Origin of the sequence: uncultured Bradyrhizobium sp. (assembly GCF_936928535.1) — a bacterium.
Classification (GTDB): domain Bacteria; phylum Pseudomonadota; class Alphaproteobacteria; order Rhizobiales; family Xanthobacteraceae; genus Bradyrhizobium.
Window position 1 is genome coordinate 21,126 of sequence record NZ_CAKZHY010000060.1, and the last position, 18,600, is coordinate 39,725.

General features: G+C 64.2%; 18 protein-coding genes. 2 read left to right on the forward strand and 16 right to left on the reverse strand.

What is annotated here, in order from left to right:
- Positions 1–40: 40 nt before the first annotated feature.
- A complete protein-coding gene (locus Q0687_RS09490) occupies positions 41–265 on the reverse strand; it encodes a cysteine rich repeat-containing protein (RefSeq protein WP_298875059.1) in 225 nt (74 codons plus the stop codon).
- A 235-nt stretch (positions 266–500) separates the two neighbouring features.
- On the opposite strand from Q0687_RS09490, the gene Q0687_RS09495 reads away from it, so the two are divergent.
- Positions 501–791 (forward strand): hypothetical protein, encoded by a 291-nt coding sequence (locus Q0687_RS09495; protein ID WP_298875064.1) that lies wholly within the window; start codon positions 501–503, stop codon positions 789–791.
- A 114-nt stretch (positions 792–905) separates the two neighbouring features.
- Here Q0687_RS09495 and Q0687_RS09500 read toward each other — a convergent pair whose 3' ends face one another.
- The 4 genes from Q0687_RS09500 to Q0687_RS09515 form a co-directional block, all read right to left on the reverse strand.
- Positions 906–2,825: an ATP-binding protein gene (locus Q0687_RS09500; protein ID WP_298875067.1), complete on the reverse strand. Its 1,920-nt coding sequence runs from the start codon at positions 2,823–2,825 to the stop codon at positions 906–908.
- The gene (locus Q0687_RS09505) at positions 2,822–3,493 is read right to left on the reverse strand and encodes a response regulator transcription factor (protein WP_298875195.1); all 672 of its coding nucleotides are present in this window, start codon (positions 3,491–3,493) and stop codon (positions 2,822–2,824) included. The genes Q0687_RS09500 and Q0687_RS09505 overlap by 4 nt, the downstream gene beginning before the upstream one ends.
- Before the next feature lie 126 nt (positions 3,494–3,619).
- The gene (locus tag Q0687_RS09510) at positions 3,620–6,328 is read right to left on the reverse strand and encodes a DUF2235 domain-containing protein (RefSeq protein ID WP_298875069.1); all 2,709 of its coding nucleotides are present in this window, start codon (positions 6,326–6,328) and stop codon (positions 3,620–3,622) included.
- Positions 6,329–6,582: 254 nt separating this feature from the next.
- Positions 6,583–6,840, reverse strand: coding sequence for a hypothetical protein (locus tag Q0687_RS09515; protein ID WP_298875197.1), 258 nt, complete (start codon positions 6,838–6,840; stop codon positions 6,583–6,585).
- Between the two features lie 102 nt (positions 6,841–6,942).
- Here Q0687_RS09515 and Q0687_RS09520 point away from each other — a divergent pair, with 102 nt between their 5' ends.
- Positions 6,943–7,404, forward strand: a complete 462-nt coding sequence (locus Q0687_RS09520) for a DUF6314 family protein (RefSeq protein WP_298875072.1) — start codon at positions 6,943–6,945, stop codon at positions 7,402–7,404.
- Between the two features lie 133 nt (positions 7,405–7,537).
- On the opposite strand, the gene Q0687_RS09525 is transcribed toward Q0687_RS09520, so the two are convergent.
- The 11 genes from Q0687_RS09525 to Q0687_RS09575 form a co-directional block, all read right to left on the reverse strand.
- The gene (locus Q0687_RS09525; RefSeq protein WP_298875075.1) at positions 7,538–8,170 is read right to left on the reverse strand and encodes a DUF1275 family protein; all 633 of its coding nucleotides are present in this window, start codon (positions 8,168–8,170) and stop codon (positions 7,538–7,540) included.
- A 162-nt stretch (positions 8,171–8,332) separates the two neighbouring features.
- On the reverse strand, positions 8,333–9,043 hold the full coding sequence (locus tag Q0687_RS09530) for an SDR family oxidoreductase (protein WP_298875077.1): 711 nt from the start codon (positions 9,041–9,043) through the stop codon (positions 8,333–8,335).
- A 47-nt stretch (positions 9,044–9,090) separates the two neighbouring features.
- Positions 9,091–9,873: a 3-hydroxybutyrate dehydrogenase gene (locus Q0687_RS09535; RefSeq protein WP_298875080.1), complete on the reverse strand. Its 783-nt coding sequence runs from the start codon at positions 9,871–9,873 to the stop codon at positions 9,091–9,093.
- 46 nt (positions 9,874–9,919) lie between these two features.
- A complete protein-coding gene (locus Q0687_RS09540) occupies positions 9,920–11,530 on the reverse strand; it encodes an MDR family MFS transporter (RefSeq protein WP_298875082.1) in 1,611 nt (536 codons plus the stop codon).
- Positions 11,531–11,565: 35 nt separating this feature from the next.
- Complete coding sequence (locus Q0687_RS09545; protein ID WP_298875085.1) at positions 11,566–12,714, reverse strand: HlyD family secretion protein; 1,149 nt, start codon at positions 12,712–12,714, stop codon at positions 11,566–11,568.
- A 31-nt stretch (positions 12,715–12,745) separates the two neighbouring features.
- On the reverse strand, positions 12,746–13,921 hold the full coding sequence (locus Q0687_RS09550; RefSeq protein ID WP_298875088.1) for a patatin-like phospholipase family protein: 1,176 nt from the start codon (positions 13,919–13,921) through the stop codon (positions 12,746–12,748).
- A gap of 30 nt (positions 13,922–13,951) precedes the next feature.
- Complete coding sequence (locus Q0687_RS09555; RefSeq protein ID WP_298875090.1) at positions 13,952–14,752, reverse strand: acetoacetate decarboxylase; 801 nt, start codon at positions 14,750–14,752, stop codon at positions 13,952–13,954.
- Between the two features lie 78 nt (positions 14,753–14,830).
- Positions 14,831–16,036: an NAD(P)/FAD-dependent oxidoreductase gene (locus Q0687_RS09560; RefSeq protein ID WP_298875096.1), complete on the reverse strand. Its 1,206-nt coding sequence runs from the start codon at positions 16,034–16,036 to the stop codon at positions 14,831–14,833.
- A 108-nt stretch (positions 16,037–16,144) separates the two neighbouring features.
- Positions 16,145–16,423 (reverse strand): hypothetical protein, encoded by a 279-nt coding sequence (locus tag Q0687_RS09565; RefSeq protein ID WP_298875099.1) that lies wholly within the window; start codon positions 16,421–16,423, stop codon positions 16,145–16,147.
- A gap of 102 nt (positions 16,424–16,525) precedes the next feature.
- Positions 16,526–17,476 (reverse strand): AraC family transcriptional regulator, encoded by a 951-nt coding sequence (locus Q0687_RS09570; RefSeq protein ID WP_298875102.1) that lies wholly within the window; start codon positions 17,474–17,476, stop codon positions 16,526–16,528.
- A gap of 51 nt (positions 17,477–17,527) precedes the next feature.
- Positions 17,528–18,475, reverse strand: coding sequence for an AraC family transcriptional regulator (locus Q0687_RS09575; protein ID WP_298875200.1), 948 nt, complete (start codon positions 18,473–18,475; stop codon positions 17,528–17,530).
- Positions 18,476–18,600 lie beyond the last annotated feature (125 nt).

Below are 18,600 nucleotides of genomic sequence, written 5' to 3' on the forward strand. Positions count from 1 at the left end.
CTTCGGCAGGCCGCCTGCGCCAGGCGGACAGGAAGAAGTGTCAGCCGCCGTGCGACTCCACCACCTTGCGGCAGGTGTCTGAAAGCTTCGTCTTGTTCTCGCGCAGGCAGGCATTCATCTCCGGCGGCTTGCCGATGTGCTCGGCGCAGAACTTGCTGGCATCGCCGCGGCAGGCCATCTGCTCCTGCGGCGTGGGGCCGGATTGCGCCATGGTCGGCAGGACCGTGGCGGCGAGCAGCAGCGCGGCAAGAATTGAAGTCTTCATAAAGCACCTCTTTGCAATTGTAGTAGTCCCGCTGGGGATCTAGCGCGGCGGACCATCTCGCGGAGATCCATGGCCGGTCCATGCCATGTTCATGGCATCGGCTCCGCAGGCTTACCTGCCGCACCCCCATCTTCATGGCATGTCTTGGCGGGCGGTCTTTTGCCATTGAAGCTGCACGTCGGCCGCGAGATCAGGTGATTGCACCAGGGCGCCGAACGGGAAGCAGGAGAGCAAGATGTCGAAAAGAGTGGGAGCGCTGAGCGCCGGGCTGACGATGATGTTGCTGGTGGGTGCGGCGATGATCTCGCTGGGCACGACCCCGGCGCAAGCAGTTGTCTTTTGCAAGACGGTCGGCGTGCCCAAGGGCTGCGTGGTGCGGCCCGATGCGGCCGTGGTGGTTGCACCGGCAGCGCCGGTCGCCGCGGCGGTCGTGGCGACGCCCGGCGTGGGCGCGCCCGGGGTCGGTGTCCGTGCCGGCACCCCGATGAATCGTGGCGGCCCCGTCAATCGCGTTGGCGTACGCTGAGCAACGTCTCTTTCGGGCGACGAAGCTGTGCGGACGAACCCCCCGTGCTCCGCAGGCCATGATCCCGCCCGTTCCCTCTCTCCGAGCGTCCCATGCGCAAGGAGAGAGGGCTTTTCAGCCGCCGGCCGCATCATTGTCGGGAAAGGTCTGCGGCAATTGCAGACGTACAATTGTGCCCGATCCATCCGAGCTCAGGTCGAGCACCGCGCCGCAACGCCTGGCGCGGCTTCTCATGTTGTACACGCCGCGCGCGGTCTGGCTCGCGCCCGCAGCTGCGCCGTCCTCACCAAGCGCAAAGCCGCGACCATCGTCCGCGACGCTGATCACGCCGTATGGCCCATGGCTGTCGTTGCGCGTCTCGACCGTGACGGTGATCTGGCGTGCGGCCGCGTGCTTGACCGCGTTGGTCACGGCCTCGTCCAGGATGCGCACGATCTGGATGACATGCCAGGGCCGCAGTTCGGGGTGCAGCGGCAGGCCCAGCGGCGTTGCCACGCGCCAATGAAGCACGATCTCATGCGGCCGCAATTGCATTGCCGCGCGCTCGCGCCATGAGCCGAGCGCGAGCATGAGATCGCCGCCGATGTCATCCATGGAATCAATGACCAGGCGCAGATCCTTCAGCGCGGCGCGCGCTGCGTCGGTGATGGTCGCGCCCTCGTGCCCGCGCTCGGAGAGCGCGACGATGCTGATGAGCTGGCCGCCGAGACCGTCGTGCAAGTCGCGCATCAGCCGGGTGCGCTCGTTGGCCAGCGCTGCCGCCCGGGCGCGCGCTTCCTCGCGGGCAAAGCTTGCTTTCAGTCGTTCCTCGGCCTCGCGCACGCGCGCGACGAGCTGGCCGGCAAAGCTGTCGACCTGGTTCAGCGCACGGGCGAAGCGCCAGGTCAGCCCGGCGCCGATCGCGATCAGCAGCGCCGAATAGGACAGCCGCGAAACGAAGGTGCGTTCGTTCGGCATGATCTCGAACACCGACAGCATGTCATGAGCCCAGCAGGTCAGCACGATGGTCGCCGCAGAGCCGAGCGCGAAGCTGACGACGTCCTGTCGTCGGAACACGGCGTAGCCTGCAATGCCCGCCATCAGAAGCAGACAGAATCCGACCGTGGGGATGCCCAGAAGCATGAAGAGAATGCGCGGCAGTGGCGGACCCGCGATGAGACCGCCTGCGATCACGATGAGGCCGGGCACGAACAGCAGCACGCCATAGCGCGGCCAGCGCCAGCCGAGGAACAGTACGGCTGACGCGACGATCAGTGCGCTCTCAATCGGCGCGGAGGAAAGCAGCACTCCGGTCAGTCTGGACGAGGCGGCCGGCGGCACCGGCGGCGTGAGGAAGGCCTGCACGACACCGAGCACCATCGCCACGGCGAGCACGCCATAGACAGGTTCGTGTCGCCGCATCAGCCACATGATGGCGAGGATGACGGCGAGGATCGACTGCCAGGCGGAAAATACCACGGGCAGCGTGACGAACAGCAGCGTGCGGGTCTCGTAGGCCGGGCGCAAGGCGGCGTCGGGGCCGACATAGACGGTGTCGAGGAAGCCGCGCAGCGGACCCCACACGAACAGCCGCACGGAAATGTCGTTGCTGCCCTCGCGCAGCAGCGAGGCCGGGATCATCGCGATCTCGGGCGTGTTGCGGTCGGGCCGGTTGGCCGTGGGATCGCGCCGGGAGTCCAGGATCGTGACGCCGTTGATCGCGACCTCCACGCCGTTGCTGAAGCGCGGCAGGAAGACCGACCAGGTCGTGTTGGTGGCATCGGCCTTGAACACGAATTGGCCTGAATAGAGCGGTGGATCGGCGAGCGAATAACGTGAGGCGGTGAATTGAGGCAGCGTCACGGGGCGCGTCGTGCCGGCTTCGCGCAGTGAGAACTCGCTCACGGCAAAATTATCGGGGTCACGCGGCTCCAGCAGATCCAGCCCGAGAATGACAGCGATCACGATCAGGATCTGGAGCAGCAGATACGGCACGATGCGCGCCAGCCGCAGCCTGTGCCTGACAATCACAGCCTTCGCAGCTACCTCGCTCACAGCTTGATCAGGCCCTGCTGCACCGCCTCGAAGACCGCTTCGCTGCGCGTGTGCACTTCGAGCTTGCGATAGATGTTCTTGATGTGGCCGGGCACGGTCTGCCGGGATAGGCCGAGGTGGCTCGCGATCTCGGCATAGCTGAATCCCTTGGCGATGCCCCAGAGGATGTCGATCTCGCGCGGCGTCAGCTTCGCGGTGTTGAGCGCTGGCCCCGGCGGTGGTTCGGCCGAATTCTGTGTTCGCCGCACGATGAAGCGCGCGATCGAGGCCGAGATCGGCGAATGTCCGGCGACCAGATCGCGCACGGTGGTGGCGATGTCGGTCGGGAAGGCGTCCTTGAGCAGATAGCCGGTGGCGCCGACGGTGATCGCGGAGATCACGCTTTCCTCGTCGCCCAGCGCCGAGATCACCATGATCTCGGTGTTGGGAAAGCGCCGCCTGACTTCGCGGATCAGCTCGACGCCATGGCCGTCGGGCAGCCGGAGATCGGTCAGCAGCACGCGCGGCGCGCCACCTTCGAGCGCGCTGCGGGCCTCGCCGAGCGTGCCGGCCGTGCGCACCTCGTAACCAGCCTTCGCCAGCGCATCCTGAAGGCGCCAGCAGGTTGGTGCGTCGTCTTCGACGAGGAGGATGGTGATGGCCTCACCGGTCTCGCCCTGGTCCGTCATGATCATGGTCCCGCACCGCGTGTCCCCCGCGGCGTGAGCGGCCAGTCTAGCCGCGGCAACACGCGCGCGACACCCATAATCATGGGGGCGAGGGCAATGGCGCCGACCTTTTCCGCGCGCGCGGCGTTACTTGCTCGCCAGTGGCGAGGCCGTCTTCGCCGCGGGCAGGGGGGCGGGCATGCGCTGCACCGAGATTTTCGCCGTGCCCGTGTTGTTGTGATAAAATAGATCTGATGGGCCCTGGATCACCATGAGCCACGACGGCACCATCGATTGCGGCAAGAGCTGCGGAAAGATCTGCACCGCATCGTTGACGTAGAAGAACAGCTCGCCGGAGTCAGGGGCGACGAACTCGGCGACGATGTGGTCGGTCAGCTCTTCCTTCCGCCAGACCTGCTCTGCATCCGCGAGCATGTCCTGCGGAATCGGCTCGAAGCTACCGAGCGTTTTCAGCCCGTCCTTGAACCGGTCGATGTCATCGAGGCTAACAGGATATTGACCCTGTCCTTCAACATCGTCTTCCGCAGGGAGCGTGGGCTTGATCCGCCGCGGCAATGCGTCAGCCGGGATCACGTTGATCGCCTGCAAGGGAAGCTCATTCACGCCTTTCGTCCCGATGCGAACCACGGGCTGGAACCAGTTTGCGGCGTACAGACGCAGTTCCGGCAAGCCCATGTAATGACGCAGCCCGTGGGTCCGGAAGCCGTTCGCTCCGCTCAGGGTGGTGCGGTCGAACCAGGGCTCTTTGACATCGATGAAGACGCGATATTTGCGGCCTTTCTCGACGGCGAGCCCGCTCCACCAGCAGAACGTCCTGGTATCGAACAGTGCGGCTGCATCGGTCGGGTCGTCACGCACCGGCGTGCCGATCTCAGGTGATCCGGCGGCATCGTTCCCTGTGGTGCAGACCTCCCCGAGCGCGACGCGTCCGGTGAACAGGCTGTTCGACGCGATCAGCGCGGCCGAGCCGAAGATCGCGAGCAGGAAGATCGCCGGCACGAGGCCCTTGGTGATGACGAGGCCTGCCGGTCCGGCATTGGTCCGCATCCAATGGGCGAACTTCAACAGCGGGCCCGGCTCGTCGATGTGGCTCAGGCTCGCCTTGCGGCGCGGCGTATTCCAGGCGAGGCGCGCGCGTTCCTGGATGGTGTCACGCAGCGTCGAATTCTTGTTCCAGATCCACCAGGTCAGGGCCAGAACGATCGAGGTCAGGAAGGGATAATAGGTCGCAATGTGGAGCCATGGTTCCGCATAGGAAGGCAGCACGTTCCTGATGAGATCGGCAAACGGGGCCACTACGGCGCCCAACACCCAGTCGATGTTGGAGATGATGGAGATCCCTTGTCGGCCCACCGGACCCTTGGACCATTGCACCAGCTCATACGCGATCAAGGGCCAGGCTACGATGATGCCGACCATGAACAGCAGTGCGAAATAGGCGACGCGGCGCCACCATACTGTATCGCGCGCGAGCGAGGCCATCTCGGCGTCGGGCATGCTCATCGCGGTGAACGCCTCGGCTTCCTTCTGCCGTCGCGATCCCCTGGCCTTGGTCAGATAGGCGCCCTTCATCGCCTCGCGCGTCCCCTCGTCGGTGAGGTCGAGCTTGGTGCCATCAGGCATCAGCACCCTTGCGTCGGCGGGCAGCATGATCGGCGCATAGTCGTCGCAGCCGTGCAGCATGCGCTCGACCACGGCGAAATGCACCACAGGCGTGCCGCCATTGGCCTTGCCGGCCAGCACCGGACGCGGGCCGTAGCGATACAGCACCGCCGCGCCACTGCGGGAATCATGCATCGGCCCGATTGCCGATTGATAGTCCTTGAAGTGCTCGACGGTGCCTTTCTGGAAGCGGAGCCTGTTGCCGAGCTGGTCGGCCATCCAGACCAGCGGCACGAAGGATAGTGTGCAGTCCGGATAGCCGCCGCCGATGTCGGAGTGAACGCCGACGAACCATACTTCGTTGACGGTCTGGTCGGCCGCGAGATTGCTCTGGTCGATCCGCAGCGGATGGAAGGTGGTGCGCTCGTCGTCGAGCGCAAGCGCGTGACAGATGTGCTTTGCCTTGTGAGAGGGACGGTGGTTGCGGAACGAAATCGGCCAGATCGCCCAGTCGATCGCAACGCGCAATTCCTCGATCGGGACGCCGAAGGCTTCGACCGTGTCGAACAGTCCGAGGAACTCGATATTGACGTTCTTGCGCCCGTTCATCGCCGCGCGGACGGCGGTGTAGGAGCGGTGTCCGAAGATCCAATGATAGAAGTAGAGCACGATGTCCCGGATCAGGCGTGTGATCCAGATCGTCGGCAGGCTTCGCTTCCACGGCACGGTCTCGCGGCGGTATTCGCGCCACGCGGACATGGTATTGCGCTCCATCTCGGCATGCGAGACCGGCTCATCCCCGATCACGGCGGGCACCAGACCCTGGCTTGCGATCAGCGCCGCCAGCGTGCGCGCGGTGAAGGCACCGCGGCTGAAGCCGAAGATGTAGATCTCGTCGCCCGGACGCCAGTTCCAGCACAGGAAGCGATAGAGTTTGCGAACGTTGGCCGGCACGCCGATGCCGGTGGCGCCATCGAGCGCGGCGAGTGGGGCCCAGCCGGCGGTGCCGACGCCCTTGATATAGTAGGCGATCTGGTCGGGCTGGGTGTGGTCGAGCGCCTCGTAGAGACGCCAGACGCTGGATTCCTGGGTCGTGAAGGCGTTGCCGGTGCCGTCGGCGAACAGCACCAGCTTGCGCGGCACCCGCGCGCCGGGTGCGGTCGCATTCGGATCGGCATGCGGATGGTCCGGTGCTACAGGACTGCCGTGCAGCGTTCCGTCATGGTGGGTCATGGGCCCCTCCGAAATTCTGTCGGGGATGCTTCAAGCCCGGCTGGGGTGGCATCCCCTGAAGGCGATCGATAGATGCACTATGAAAGAATGGATGTATTCTGCCTGCGAGCGCGCTGAGGTAGCAACAAGAATGATGGCGTCTTACTGGGGTCGTCTATGAAATAGGCCACAGTCGGCGAAAGAAATGGCCTGGGGCGTTTCTCCCATTCGCGAAGCGCCCGGCTTAACCACGCGCCGGGCAGGTGAGCGCGCGCTTACAGCGTCTCCACTTTCGGCGGCGGATAGCGCCGTGCCAGCATGGACAGCGGCAGGCGCCGCTCGTCCGCCGGTAACTCCAGCCAGGCCAGCACCTGCGGCCGTTTCCAGTCGCCGATGCCAAAATCCATGTCGACCCATTTCTGCGGCTCCGGCCCTTCAAGCCCGCGGACCCAGACGAAATAGCGTGGCAGGTCGCCGGCATCCGTTTCGGCCGGGGATCTGGCCGTGGGTCTGGTGGTGGGTCTCCTGGCCATCATTTGCTCGCTGCATCGACACCTATCCGCCTCAGGATATAGCTATTGCCACGGCGAAGTCGAACGCGTGGCCTCGATTGGGGCCTGTTGAGCCGAGAATGCATGAGCGAAACTGTGACGGAAGGTTGGGGTGACGCCCGCGCGGTGATGGCGCGGCTCGTCGGCTCATGGTCGCTCGACCGGGTCATCGCGGACCAGGGCAGCATGCGGGGAATTGCGACCTTCACGCCCTTGGACGAGACGGGCCTGGCCTATCGCGAACAGGGCCGCTTGAGGCTCCTTGACGGCACCGCGCTCGAGGCCGAGCGCGAATACGTATTCCGCGAGAGCGACCGCGGATTCGAGGTCTTCTTCAAGGAGACCCCGCTGCGGCTCTTCCACGCGATCTCACTGTCCGCATCCGACGACGGCGCCATGCGCGGTCGCGCCGGCCATCTCTGCAATCTCGACCATTACGGCTCGACCTACACATTCCGCGGCGATGGCAGCTTTGTCATTCGTCACGTCGTGTCAGGTCCGCGCAAGGACTACACGATGGTCACGACCTACACGCGCCCAGCGTGAGTCTGCTTCGCGGTTGTCGCGACATGGCGATCCGCGTCCGACCGGTTCCGAATGCCCTTGCCGTCTTTTCGGATTAGCGCTCGCGCCATCGTTCACGTGGTGCGTAGCTCGGAGAACCCGGTTGGATGCGCCGTTAGCGCACCGCAATTGCTATTCCGGCCAGTATTGCAGGAAGCGACCAGGTCCAATCTCCCATCAGCGAGACGGCTCCTGCAGCAACGACGCATCCCACGACAAAGCTGAGCAGGCGATGCAGGGAGTGATTGAGCGGCGTCGCATCGCGCGGCAGCAGGCGGTTGCGTGCAGCGAGGAGGTCCATCGCGGACAAGACTGCATTGGTCAAATTGCCGGTCATCACTGCAGTCGATATCGCGCCGGGCAGCGCCAGTCGAAGGAGCGCGTATTGGCAAGCCATAGCCGACACAGCCATCATCGCGGCAGCGATGGCGTTCAGTCCCGAGGGATCGGCCGACGGCTTGGTGACGATGCTGAAGATCAACAGCATGAGAAGCAGCAGGAATTGAACCTGAAGCAACAGCCGCGCCAGATGCGAGCCGTGCCGACCGGAAGCCTGGGAGATCAGCCAAACGATCGCCAAGGCAATCATGAAAACGGGGATCGCCGACAACTGCGCCCAGTGAAACGTGCCGCCATCAATGGCAACCACGGTGGCCAGCACGATGTTGCCGGTCACGTGCGCCGTGAAGATGTGACCCAGGGTAAAGAAGCCGGTGAAGTCGACCATTCCGGCGATGATGCCGAGCAATGGCGGTAGCCGCGCCTCCAGGCGCGACAGGTCCACCGCTTCGTTGACCGAAGCGAGCGCCCTCGGAGATACAGGACTGCCTTGAGCAGGCAGAGACATCTCCAGCGGCTCCGGTTGCAAGCTCTGATCGGTCCCGGGCATCAGCCTGACGATAGATCTCGTTCAGGCGCCGGCGCTTTGCCCGCCGTCGACATGCAGGATTTCGCCGGTGACGAAGCCCGCACCCTCGAGGAAGAGCACGGCCTCGACGATCTCGTGGACCTCGGCCATCCGTCCAATCGGGTGCAGCTTGCCGAGATCGTCATACATTTCAGGCTTGTGCATCGACGTCTTGGTCGCTCCTGGCGCTACCGCGTTGACGCGGATTCCCCGGCTTGCGAGTTCGACGGCAAGCGACTTCGTCGCGGCGTTCAGGCCACCCTTGGTCAGAGCTGCCAACGCCGACGGCGCCTGGCTGCTGACGTTCTCGTCAAGGCTGCTCGTGATCTGCACGATGTGCCCGGAGCCGCGCTTCAGCATCTCCGCGGTCGCGCGCCGCGTAATATGGAAAAAGCCGTTGAGATTAATCGCCAGCATCCTGGCATAGTCATCGTCCGTATAGTCGATGAACGGCTTTCCGATGAAGATGCCGGCGTTGTTGACCAGCGTGTCGACGCGACCAAATCGGTCGAGCGCTTGCCGGACAATTTTCTCTGCGGTTCTCGGGTCGCCGATGTCGCCGGCGACGGCAAGAATGTCCGGATCGGATGACGGTTCAATCGAGCGGGCGTTCGCGATCACGCGGTAGTTTCTGCCGCGATACGCTTTCACCAAGGCTTCGCCGATGCCTCGCGAAGCGCCGGTGATGATCGCAACTTTACGTTCTTCGTTCATGTGAACCTCCATTTTCGCTCGTCGAGCGGGTCAGCTGGTTGTTTCCGTTATTGCGCGGTCCATCCGCCGTCGACCGCGATCGCGGTGCCCGTGACCTGGTCTGCCGCAGGCGAACACAGGAAGGTCACGGTGCCTCCAAGCTGCTCCGGAGAGACGAATTGGGAAGACGGCTGCTTCTCACCCAGCAGCGCCTTGGCAGCGTCCTGTTGGCTGATGTTCTTCTGCGCGGCCAAATCGCTGATTTGCTTTTCGACCAGAGGTGTCCGCACCCAGCCGGGACAGATCGCGTTGCAGGTCACGCCGCTGCCGGCTGTCTCCAGGCCGACCACCTTTGTCAGGCCGATCAAGCCGTGCTTGGCCGCGACGTAGGCGGCCTTGTGTGTCGACCCGACGAGGCCGTGGGTCGAAGCAATGTTGACGATCCGGCCCCAGCGCTGCTTCTTCATCTGCGGCACCGCGGCGGCGATGCCGTGGAATGCAGCCGACAGATTGATGTCCAGGATCGCGTGCCACTTCGCGGCTGGAAATTCGTCCACTGGTGCCGTGAACTGGATGCCGGCATTGTTCACGAGGATGTCGAGGCGCCCGAACGTCTCGACCGTGGTCGCGATCAGTCGGCGCACGGAATCGCCCTTCGACATGTCGGCGCCGTCGTACCCGACACGCACGTCGTGCTCGCGTTCGAGCCCGCTGCGGATGGCTTCGATCTCGCCGGGATCGCCGAAGCCGTTCAACACGATGTTGGCGCGGAGCCGGGCTAGTTCCCTGGCGATGCCGAGCCCGATGCCGCTGGTCGAGCCGGTGACGATAGCGACTTTATTCTTCAACATGGGAGTTCCTTTCGTGCTTGGTGGTGATGTCGTTGGATGAGTGAAATCAATGCCCGCCGCCGGCTTCAAGATGCCCGGGCTTCGTGAGCATGAGCGCTGCGAGCAGCGCGACGATCTGCGAAACGCCGAGCAGATAGAAGGTGTCGCTGAAGCCGAGAATGAAGGCCTGCTTCTGGATGATCTTGCCGATCGCGACATAGGCATGGTGGATCGCATCGACACGGTCGATCACGCCATGGCTCATGAAATACTGGGTGAGCCGATCGAGCCGGGTGCGGGTCGCCTGCTCGAACATCGTCACCTGCTGCGAGAGCACGTTGGAATGATACTGCTCGCGTTTGGTCAGCAACGTCTGGAGCGCGGCAATACCGATCGCGCCGCCGAGGTTGCGCATCATGTTGAACAACGCCGACGCGGACCCGGCATTCTCCGCCTCGATGCCGGCCGTCGCGACCGCCGAGAGCGGCGCAAAGACGAGGGCCTGACCGAGCGCGCGGATCACGTTCGGCCAAAAAAGCTGATCGGCCGCATAGTCGTTGGTCATGTAGATGTTGAAGAAATTGGAGCCGCCAAACAGCACGAAGCCGACGCCGATCACGAGGCGTGGATCGAGCCGCTGCATCAGGCGGGGCACCAGCGGGATCAGCACGAGCTGCGGCAGGCCGGTCCACGCCAGCACCATGCCGATCTGCTCGGAATTGTAGCCCTGGATGCGGGACAGGTAGACCGGCAGGACATAGACGGAGCCATACAGCGATACGCCCAGCAGGAAGTTCGCCAGGACGCCGAAGCCGAAATTGCGCCGGAACAGGATGCGCAGGTTCAGCAGTGGCTTCGTCACGGTCAGCTCGATCGCGAGAAACAGCGTCAAGGCGACGGCGGCGATCACGCTCAGGCGGACGATGAAGGGCGAGCCGAACCAGTCGTCCTTGTTACCCTCTTCCAGCACGGTCTGGAGCGCGGCGAGCCCGATTGCCATGGTGGCGATGCCGGCCCAGTCGCCTTCGCGAAGCAGCGAGAGCTTCATGGGTTCCGCCTCCAGCGAAACGTAGAGCATGGTGATCATGATCGAGCCCGGCACGATGTTGACGTAGAAGACGTATTCCCAGCCGAGATTCTCGGTGAGATAGCCTCCGATGGTCGGACCGATCGCCGGCGCGAATGTCGCGGATATCGCAAACATCGCGAGCCCGATCGGTTGCCTGGCCTTCGGCAACAGCGTGATGATCAGCGTGAACGCCATGGGGATCAGCACGCCGCCGGTAAATCCCTGAACCGCGCGCAGGGCGATCATCTGCGGCAGGTTCTGCGCCAGCGCGCAGGCGGCGGAGAACACCAGGAACAGGAAGGCATTGGTGAGCAGATAGAGGCGGACCGAGAATACCCGGGCGAGCCAGCCGCTGAGCGGGATCACGACGATTTCGGCGATCAGATACGAGGTCGAGATCCAGCCGCCATCGTCGATGCCCGCGCCGATGCCGCCCTGAATGTTGGCAAGGGACGCGTTAACGATCTGGATGTTGAGCACCGCCATGAAGGCGCCCAACGTGGCTCCGCTGACGGCGAGCCAGGTCTTTGCCGAGACGGTGGGAGTCGCCGCTGGTGACTGACTTTCGCCGCCGGTCCCGGTGCCATCAGTGGTTTGCAGTGTCGTCATGGCGATCTGCTCAGGTGCGAGGGAGGACGGTTCTGTCAGCCGCGGGGCTTGCCGCCACGCGAGGCGAGCCGCTTCTCGGCGTCACGCTCGGCGACAACAGCCGACTTGGTATTGACAGTGGGCTCGGCCGACATTCCGGGGCGCAGCAGGCCGTTCAGGCTCTGGTCGTCGAGCACGATCTTCACCGGCACGCGCTGCACGATCTTGGTGAAGTTGCCGGTCGCATTGTCGGGCGGCAGCAGGGCGAACTCCAGGCCGCTCGCCGGCGACAGGCTGTCGACATGGCCCTTCAGCGTCGTCGAATGGAAGCTATCGACGCGCAGCTCGACCGGCTGTCCGTTGCGCACGTGAGTGAGCTGCGTCTCCTTGAAATTGGCGACCACATAGACCGCATTGAGCGGGACCACTGCCATGAGCTGGGTGCCCGCCTGGACATATTGGCCGACCCGCAAGGTGCGCGCGCCAACGGTGCCGTCAACAGGCGCGGTGATCCGCGTGTAGGAGAGGTTCAGCGCCGCCTGCTGCTCCAGCGCGCGAGCGTGATCGAGCTGCGCGAGAGCCTGAGCGCGCTGGGTCGAGAGCACCTCGATCCGCTTATTGGCGGCGATCAACCCCGCCTTGCCTTGCTGCAATTGCGCGGTCTGCGAGCGCAACGCCGCATCGGTCTGTTGCGCACGTTGAATCGTGCCCGCACCCGACTTCATGAGATCGTCGTAGCGAGCGCGCTCCTGCTGGGCGAATTTCAGATTGGCCTCGGTGGCGTCGACCTCGGCCGCCTGCTGTTGAATCAGCGGCTCCTGCAGTTCGATCTGCGCGTTCAGATTTTTGACCGCGGCCTCGGATGCTGCGACATCCGCCTGGGCCTGTTTCAACGCGGTCTTGAAGTCGCGGTCGTCGATCCGCGCCAGCACCTGGCCCGACTGCACCGGCTCGTTGTCGGCGACGAGAACCTCGGCGATGTAGCCGGAGACTTTGGGCGCGACGATCGTGGAGTCCGCCTTCACATAGGCATCGTCGGTCGTCTCCAGGTAGCGGCCGGCCGTGACATAGTAGTGGCCGTAAGTCGTAGCCCCTGCGGCGGCGAGCGCAGCGGTGAACGCGAGCGCTGCGCGCCGGATCGCCTGTCGCGATGGCACATGACGGGCTTTGGTCTTCGGTTCGGAGGCGTAAGAAAGGGTCGACATGGCTCTCTCCGGCTGCGGGGGGCGGTGAATCTCAATCACGACGATGGACGTCGTGGGTGACGATGCCGAGCTCGGGAGACGGCGGGTCCAGGCGGCGCGGATCGGCCAGCGTGCGGCGGATGTCGTCGAGCCCGCTCTGCCAATGCGCGCGCATCGCGCTCAGCCCGAACTCGTAATCCCTGGAATGGCCTTCATGGATCTTGGTCTGATAGATCAGGTGAACGATGTTGTAGGCGCGCTCGCGCGCCATCTCGGCGATGTCGCGGATCTCCGGATCGCGCCTTGCGGTTTCCGGCAGCTTCTCGATCGTCCGCTGCAAGGCCCGGCGCATCTTCTGCATGCGCAGCACCTGGTCGGTCACGGTGCGGGTGCGGCTCGAATATTGGATGTCCTTCTGCCGGCTCGAAACCTCCATCATGTCGTAGGGAACGCGGCCCCTGGCCGACCAGAGATCGATCTGGAACGTCAGCGTGTCACGAGGCTCGCCCGACAGGACGCGGGAGAGAGGCGTGTTCGACACGACGCCGCCGTCCCAATAATGCTCGCCTTCGATTTCGACCGCGGGGAAGCCCGGCGGCAGCGCGCCCGACGCCATGAAATGCTTCGGTCCGAGTCGGCGTTCGGCGGTGTCGAAATAGACCAGATTTCCGGTGCGGACGTTGACCGCGCCGACGCTGACACGCACCTCGCCCGAGTTGAGCCGGTCGAAATCGACGAACCGCTCCAGCGTCTGGTGCAGAGGTGCCGTGTCGTAAAAGCTGGTCGCGGCGTTACCCGAGAACGGCGACCAGAGCGGTGAGGGGAAGCGTGGCTTGAAGAAGCCTGGCTGGCCCTGAACCAATGCTCTCGCTGCCGCCAACGCGTTGCGGATCGAGGTGATGTCGAAGGCAAAGGGCATGGCATTGGCCAGTCCTTCGCCTGCGGGCCATTCGATCGAAAACGCACAGATGGTTTCCCAGAACTCGCGAAGCCGCTGCACGCGCTCGCCTTCGGGCGAGCCGGCGATGATGGCGGCGTTGAGAGCCCCGATCGAAATGCCGGCCAACCAGTTTGGCCGGATCCCGGCCTCGTGCAGGCCTTGGTAGACTCCGGCCTGATAGGCGCCGAGAGCTCCACCGCCCTGGAGCACCAGAGCAACCACGTCATAGGGCAGCGGCCTGGATTGTGGCGCCACAGGCATGTTCAGCTCACGCGTGACCTTAAGCATTTCGAATCTCCCGACGTTGCGGCTGATGTGTCAGCCGGCGCTTGCCTCAATGAGGATTTCGGATCTGGACCTGGGTTGCCGTGCCGTCGCTTCGGGCGACAAATAGTCATGGACCACGGTACCGAGACCGAGCGTCAGGTCGGCCACGAGATGTTTGGCCGACAGCACTTGCAGGACCGGAAGCTCGGCGACCGGTGCCAGGGCATGCGAATACAGGTCCAGCGCCGCCGGCCCGGTCCAGGCGCCTTTCACGGTGATGTCCTCGAGATGGTAACGGACCAACTCGCAGATGCGCGCCAAGCCATCGACATGCGGGATGATCTTCAGCAGGAAATTGGGCGCGGTGAGCTTCCTGGCCTCGGTCTCGATGTCGAGCGCGCGGTGTTTGTAACCCATGGTGCCGGTTGCGATACGAATCGAGCCGTAGTTCAAGGTGCCGACCAGCGTATCGATCTCGACCGCGAGCTTCGGCTGCGCCAGCTTCTTTGGAAATCCCCACAGCTCCCGCCCGCCGGCGATGGGCGGGTGATCATTGAGGAACATCTGATGGGTAAAGCTGCCGAGCTGCCCCTGATAGGACACCGGGATGACCTGGCCGCTTTCGGTGTAGTCGCCGAACCCTGTTGAGTCGGGCATGCGGATGAATTCGTAGTTCACCACAGGTTCGGTCAGCTCGAGCGGCGCCGGGACGATCCGGCGCAGCGCCTCGGGATCCGTCCGGTACTGGATGATGAAATATTCGCGGTTGACGAAGCGGTAGGGGCCCGGGGGAAAGGCCGGGTTGGTCAGCGGCATGGCGAACGCCGTCGTGCGCACGGTCTCGTGTTTCATCGGGAGCGGCTCCAGTTTGGTCGTTGACGAGGGCGCCGCGCTTCCGCGTCGGAAGCGCGGCCGTATCTCTTGAGGGCCTCAGACCTCGGTCACGTGCTCCGGATCGGCGGACGCGAGCGCGGCGGCACGCTCGGCCCGCGGCGGGTAGATCCACACGGTGTTGATCTCCTGCTTGGTCTTCTTGGCGACGTCGCCGACCATCTCGACTTTCCGTTCCCAGCCGCGCGTGAAGACCGCGCCGGCCTCGCCAAGGTCGAGGCACGTGACGTAGGTCTTCTGGTGGTATGGCTTGGTCGGGACGCCGAGGAGCTCGGCGGCGGCATTGTTGCCGGCGAAGGCACCCATTCGTGTGGCGTGCTGGCAGGACATCAGCGCAAAGTTTCCGGCATCGTCGCACGCTGCCTTCGCAGCATCGCCGGTTGCAAAGACGCCGGGCACCGATGCCACGCGCAGATCCTGATCCACCAGCAGACGGCCAAGGTTGTCGCGCTCGGCCGGGATCTGCTGGGTCAATGGCGCTGCGCGAATGCCCGCCGCCCAGACTACGGTCTCCGCTTCGATGCGCTCACCACTCGAAAGTGTGACGCCGGTATCGTCGAGCGAGTTGACGCCAGTACCGACCCGGGTCTCGACGCCGAGCTTGCGGAGTGCATCCTCGATGATCGGGCGTGGGCCAACGCCCATGTCGGGAGCAACCGCGGCATTGCGCTCGACGATGATCACGCGTGGCTTCGCATCCTTGCCGAGGATGGTACGAAGCCGCTTGGGCAGCTCGGTGGCGGCTTCGATGCCGGTGAAACCGCCGCCGGCTACGACGATCGTGTCGCGTCCGTTTCTGGCCGGCCTGTCGGCCAGGCTGTGCAGATGCCTGTCGAGGGCAACCGCATCATCGAGCGAGTCGACACTGAAGCCATGCTCGGCAAGGCCCGGAATGTTCGGCCGGGAGAGCCGGCTGCCGGTGGCGACGACCAGTCGGTCATAGGAGAGCGTCTTTCGTGTCCCTCCTGCGGTCGAGACCTGCACCATGCGCGATTTGGTATCGATCGTTTCCGCGCTGCCCTGCACGTAGCTGACGTCGATGGACTCGAGCACCTCAAGCAAAGGCGCGGTCAGCGTTTCCGGCTTCGCTTCGTAGAGCCGCGGGCGAACCACCAGTGTGGGCTCCGGTGCAACCAGCGCGATCTCGAGTTCGTCGGGCGAAGCGCCCTGGATGTCGCGCAGGCGGGCAGCTGAAAGTGCGGCGTACATGCCGGCAAAGCCGGCGCCGATGATGACTAGTCGCATGTGACGTTCTCCTGTGGTTGATCTTCGGGCATAGGCGCGCCGCCGCCGCTCTGCTCGCGGTTTCGTGGGCTGGTCGACGCGTAGACGTGAAATGAAAGTCGTGGAGTCTCAGGGGGAAGGGCAGCTCGACGTCGAGCCGGCCGAGCGCCGGCGAAAGAAGGCCGGCTCGATCGCATTCGGGCCGCCCCATCCGGCGTAGGAAAGGTGCGTGTCATCGTTGCTGATGATGGACATCGCCGGATGCAGCGACTGCGGTGGGATTTCCACTTCCTCGCCGGTTGCAGATGTGAAGCGGACCGCCAGGGAGAGCCCGTACATGATTGTCGTTGCAGCGAGCCTGCGCCGCGGAGGGAATGTGAGGAAGCTGACGAAGGTCTTCGAGGTCATCGTTTGTCTCCGTCTGTTGGGAGCGTTGGGGACCTTGACTGTCTAACGGACCGAAGCTTCAGCTGCGCCAGCGCGATTGCGGTGCCTGTAGAGCAATTGCTGCTACCGCATGCGCCGTCGCCAATCGCTCGGAGTTTCTCCGGTCAGTTTCTTGAACGCCGCGGCGAACGCAGTTTGCGAAGCGTAGCCGAGCTGTGTGGCGATCGCCGCGATCGGGGCGTCGCTATCGCGCAGCATATTCATGGCTTGATCGAGCCGCTGTTGGCGCAGCCAGGCGTGTGGTGAAAGCCCGGTGCTTTCCTTGAACGCACGACAGAAGTGGAAGCGCGAGAGCCCGGCATCCGCCGCAAGCACCGCGAGCGACACGTCGGTGTCGATATCCGAGCGCAAGCGCTCGATCGCGCGGCGCAATGCATGGGGCGACAGTCCTCCCGTGATCAGCTCGAACGTGGATGACGCGCCGGTGTGCTCGGCCAGGATGCGTGTTGCCAGGAGGTCGCTGAGTTGCTGCCTGAACAAATTGTCCAGGGCGGCATTGCCCTCCAGCACATCAGCCGCACTCATCAACAACCCTGAGACGACGGGATCCGGATGTCCTGTCCGTTCCAGGAGATCGCCGGGAGCGGGCATGTTGGCTTCACGGGCGATGCGTTCCAGCGCGATCTGCGGAAGATAGAGTTGGATCACATCGACAAAGCCGGGAATATCCCAGCGGGCGCTCGAACCGGCCGGAATGATCGTCACGACGCCCGAACGCGCCGTCCCGATCGCGACCGATTTCCCGGAGCGCCGCTCCAGGCGTTGAACGCCTGTCGGGTAAGTCATGATGACGTGGTCGGTCATGGGTTCGACCACGTCATGCAGAGCGCCATGCTTCCAGTGTGCGATGGCGCCATTGGAAGGGTCGGACGCCATTTGAAGCGGTGCGGTCTTGAGGACGCGCGCCATCTCCACATCGGCGCGGCGCAGCTCGACGCCCGGAGAGCCATCGTGGCCGGCACCGGGTGCGACGAGCAGAGCCTCCAATGGATCCCGCGGGACTGGTCTGGTCATGGAACTGTCCTCGCCTTCCGAGGCATTTCATCAACGGCAGGAATGTCGTCGCTAATGCACGCGTCGTCGCCAATCGCTGGGGGTCTCTCCGGTGAAGCGCCTGAACGCCGCCGCAAAGGCCGTCTGCGAGGAATAGCCAAGCTCCATCGCGACCGACACGACCGATGCATCGGTGTTCCGGAGCATGTTCATGGCTTGCTCAAGTCGGTGTTGCCGCAACCAGGCAAGGGGAGAAAGCCCGGTGCTCTCCTTGAACGAGCGGCAGAAGTGGAAGCGCGACAGCCCGGCTTCGGAAGCGAGGACATCGAGCGAAATGTCCGCTTCGCTGTCCGAGCGCAAGCGTTCGATGGCACGGAGCAGGACCTTCGGCGAAAGCCCGCCGATCGCCGGCTGGAATGTCGTTGGTGAACTGGTATGCGCGGCGAGGAGTCGCGTCGCCAGCAGGTCGGTCAATTGATGCCTGAACAGTGCATCGAGCGTCCGATTGCCCTCCATCACGCTGGCTGCGCTCAGGAGCAATCGGGATGTAATGGGGTCGGGATGCGCCGTCCGTTCCATGAGGTCGGTTGACGTGCCCGCGGAGGCTTCGTCGGCAACCCGCTTCAGCGTCGTGTGGGGAAGGTAGAGCTGAACGACGTCGACAGGTTTCGGAATGTCCCAGCGGGAGCTCGATCCTTCGGGAATGATGATCAGTACCCCGGGGCGAAACGTCCCGCTCGCAACCGATGTTCCGGTCCGCCGCTCCATGTGCTGCGTCACGCCGTTGTACGCCATGATGACGTGGTGGCTCATGGGTTCGACGACGTCGTGCAACGGTTCGTGCTTCCAGTGGGCGATCCCGGCGCCCGAGGCGTCGAGGGCCATGCGAAACGGCGTGGTGTGGAGCACGCGCGCCATCTCTGCATCGGCGGCGCGGCGGTCGGAGGCGGACAACTCATTGCCTGATGTCGCGGGCGCACCTGGCAGAGCCTCTTGGGGATCGATGGTTGGAATGCTCATGATGTGTGCTCGTGTTGGGGAGGTCCTGCGCTCACCTCTCATCGGCAGGGTGTGGTCCGATAGACAGAGCGGTTACCTCGGCCTTGGTCGTGACGATGATGGAAAGCCGCTTGTGGCGGTATCGT

Bases quoted from the DNA above. Each gene is read 5' to 3' on its own strand.
- Q0687_RS09490 (WP_298875059.1), bottom strand. From the start codon at position 265: ATGAAGACTTCAATTCTTGCCGCGCTGCTGCTCGCCGCCACGGTCCTG.
- Q0687_RS09495 (WP_298875064.1), top strand. From the start codon at position 501: ATGTCGAAAAGAGTGGGAGCGCTGAGCGCCGGGCTGACGATGATGTTG.
- Q0687_RS09505 (WP_298875195.1), bottom strand. From the start codon at position 3,493: ATGACGGACCAGGGCGAGACCGGTGAGGCCATCACCATCCTCCTCGTC.
- Q0687_RS09510 (WP_298875069.1), bottom strand. From the start codon at position 6,328: ATGACCCACCATGACGGAACGCTGCACGGCAGTCCTGTAGCACCGGAC.
- Q0687_RS09515 (WP_298875197.1), bottom strand. From the start codon at position 6,840: ATGGCCAGGAGACCCACCACCAGACCCACGGCCAGATCCCCGGCCGAA.
- Q0687_RS09520 (WP_298875072.1), top strand. From the start codon at position 6,943: ATGAGCGAAACTGTGACGGAAGGTTGGGGTGACGCCCGCGCGGTGATG.
- Q0687_RS09530 (WP_298875077.1), bottom strand. From the start codon at position 9,043: ATGAACGAAGAACGTAAAGTTGCGATCATCACCGGCGCTTCGCGAGGC.
- Q0687_RS09535 (WP_298875080.1), bottom strand. From the start codon at position 9,873: ATGTTGAAGAATAAAGTCGCTATCGTCACCGGCTCGACCAGCGGCATC.
- Q0687_RS09540 (WP_298875082.1), bottom strand. From the start codon at position 11,530: ATGACGACACTGCAAACCACTGATGGCACCGGGACCGGCGGCGAAAGT.
- Q0687_RS09545 (WP_298875085.1), bottom strand. From the start codon at position 12,714: ATGTCGACCCTTTCTTACGCCTCCGAACCGAAGACCAAAGCCCGTCAT.
- Q0687_RS09550 (WP_298875088.1), bottom strand. From the start codon at position 13,921: ATGCTTAAGGTCACGCGTGAGCTGAACATGCCTGTGGCGCCACAATCC.
- Q0687_RS09555 (WP_298875090.1), bottom strand. From the start codon at position 14,752: ATGAAACACGAGACCGTGCGCACGACGGCGTTCGCCATGCCGCTGACC.
- Q0687_RS09560 (WP_298875096.1), bottom strand. From the start codon at position 16,036: ATGCGACTAGTCATCATCGGCGCCGGCTTTGCCGGCATGTACGCCGCA.
- Q0687_RS09565 (WP_298875099.1), bottom strand. From the start codon at position 16,423: ATGACCTCGAAGACCTTCGTCAGCTTCCTCACATTCCCTCCGCGGCGC.
- Q0687_RS09570 (WP_298875102.1), bottom strand. From the start codon at position 17,476: ATGACCAGACCAGTCCCGCGGGATCCATTGGAGGCTCTGCTCGTCGCA.
- Q0687_RS09575 (WP_298875200.1), bottom strand. From the start codon at position 18,475: ATGAGCATTCCAACCATCGATCCCCAAGAGGCTCTGCCAGGTGCGCCC.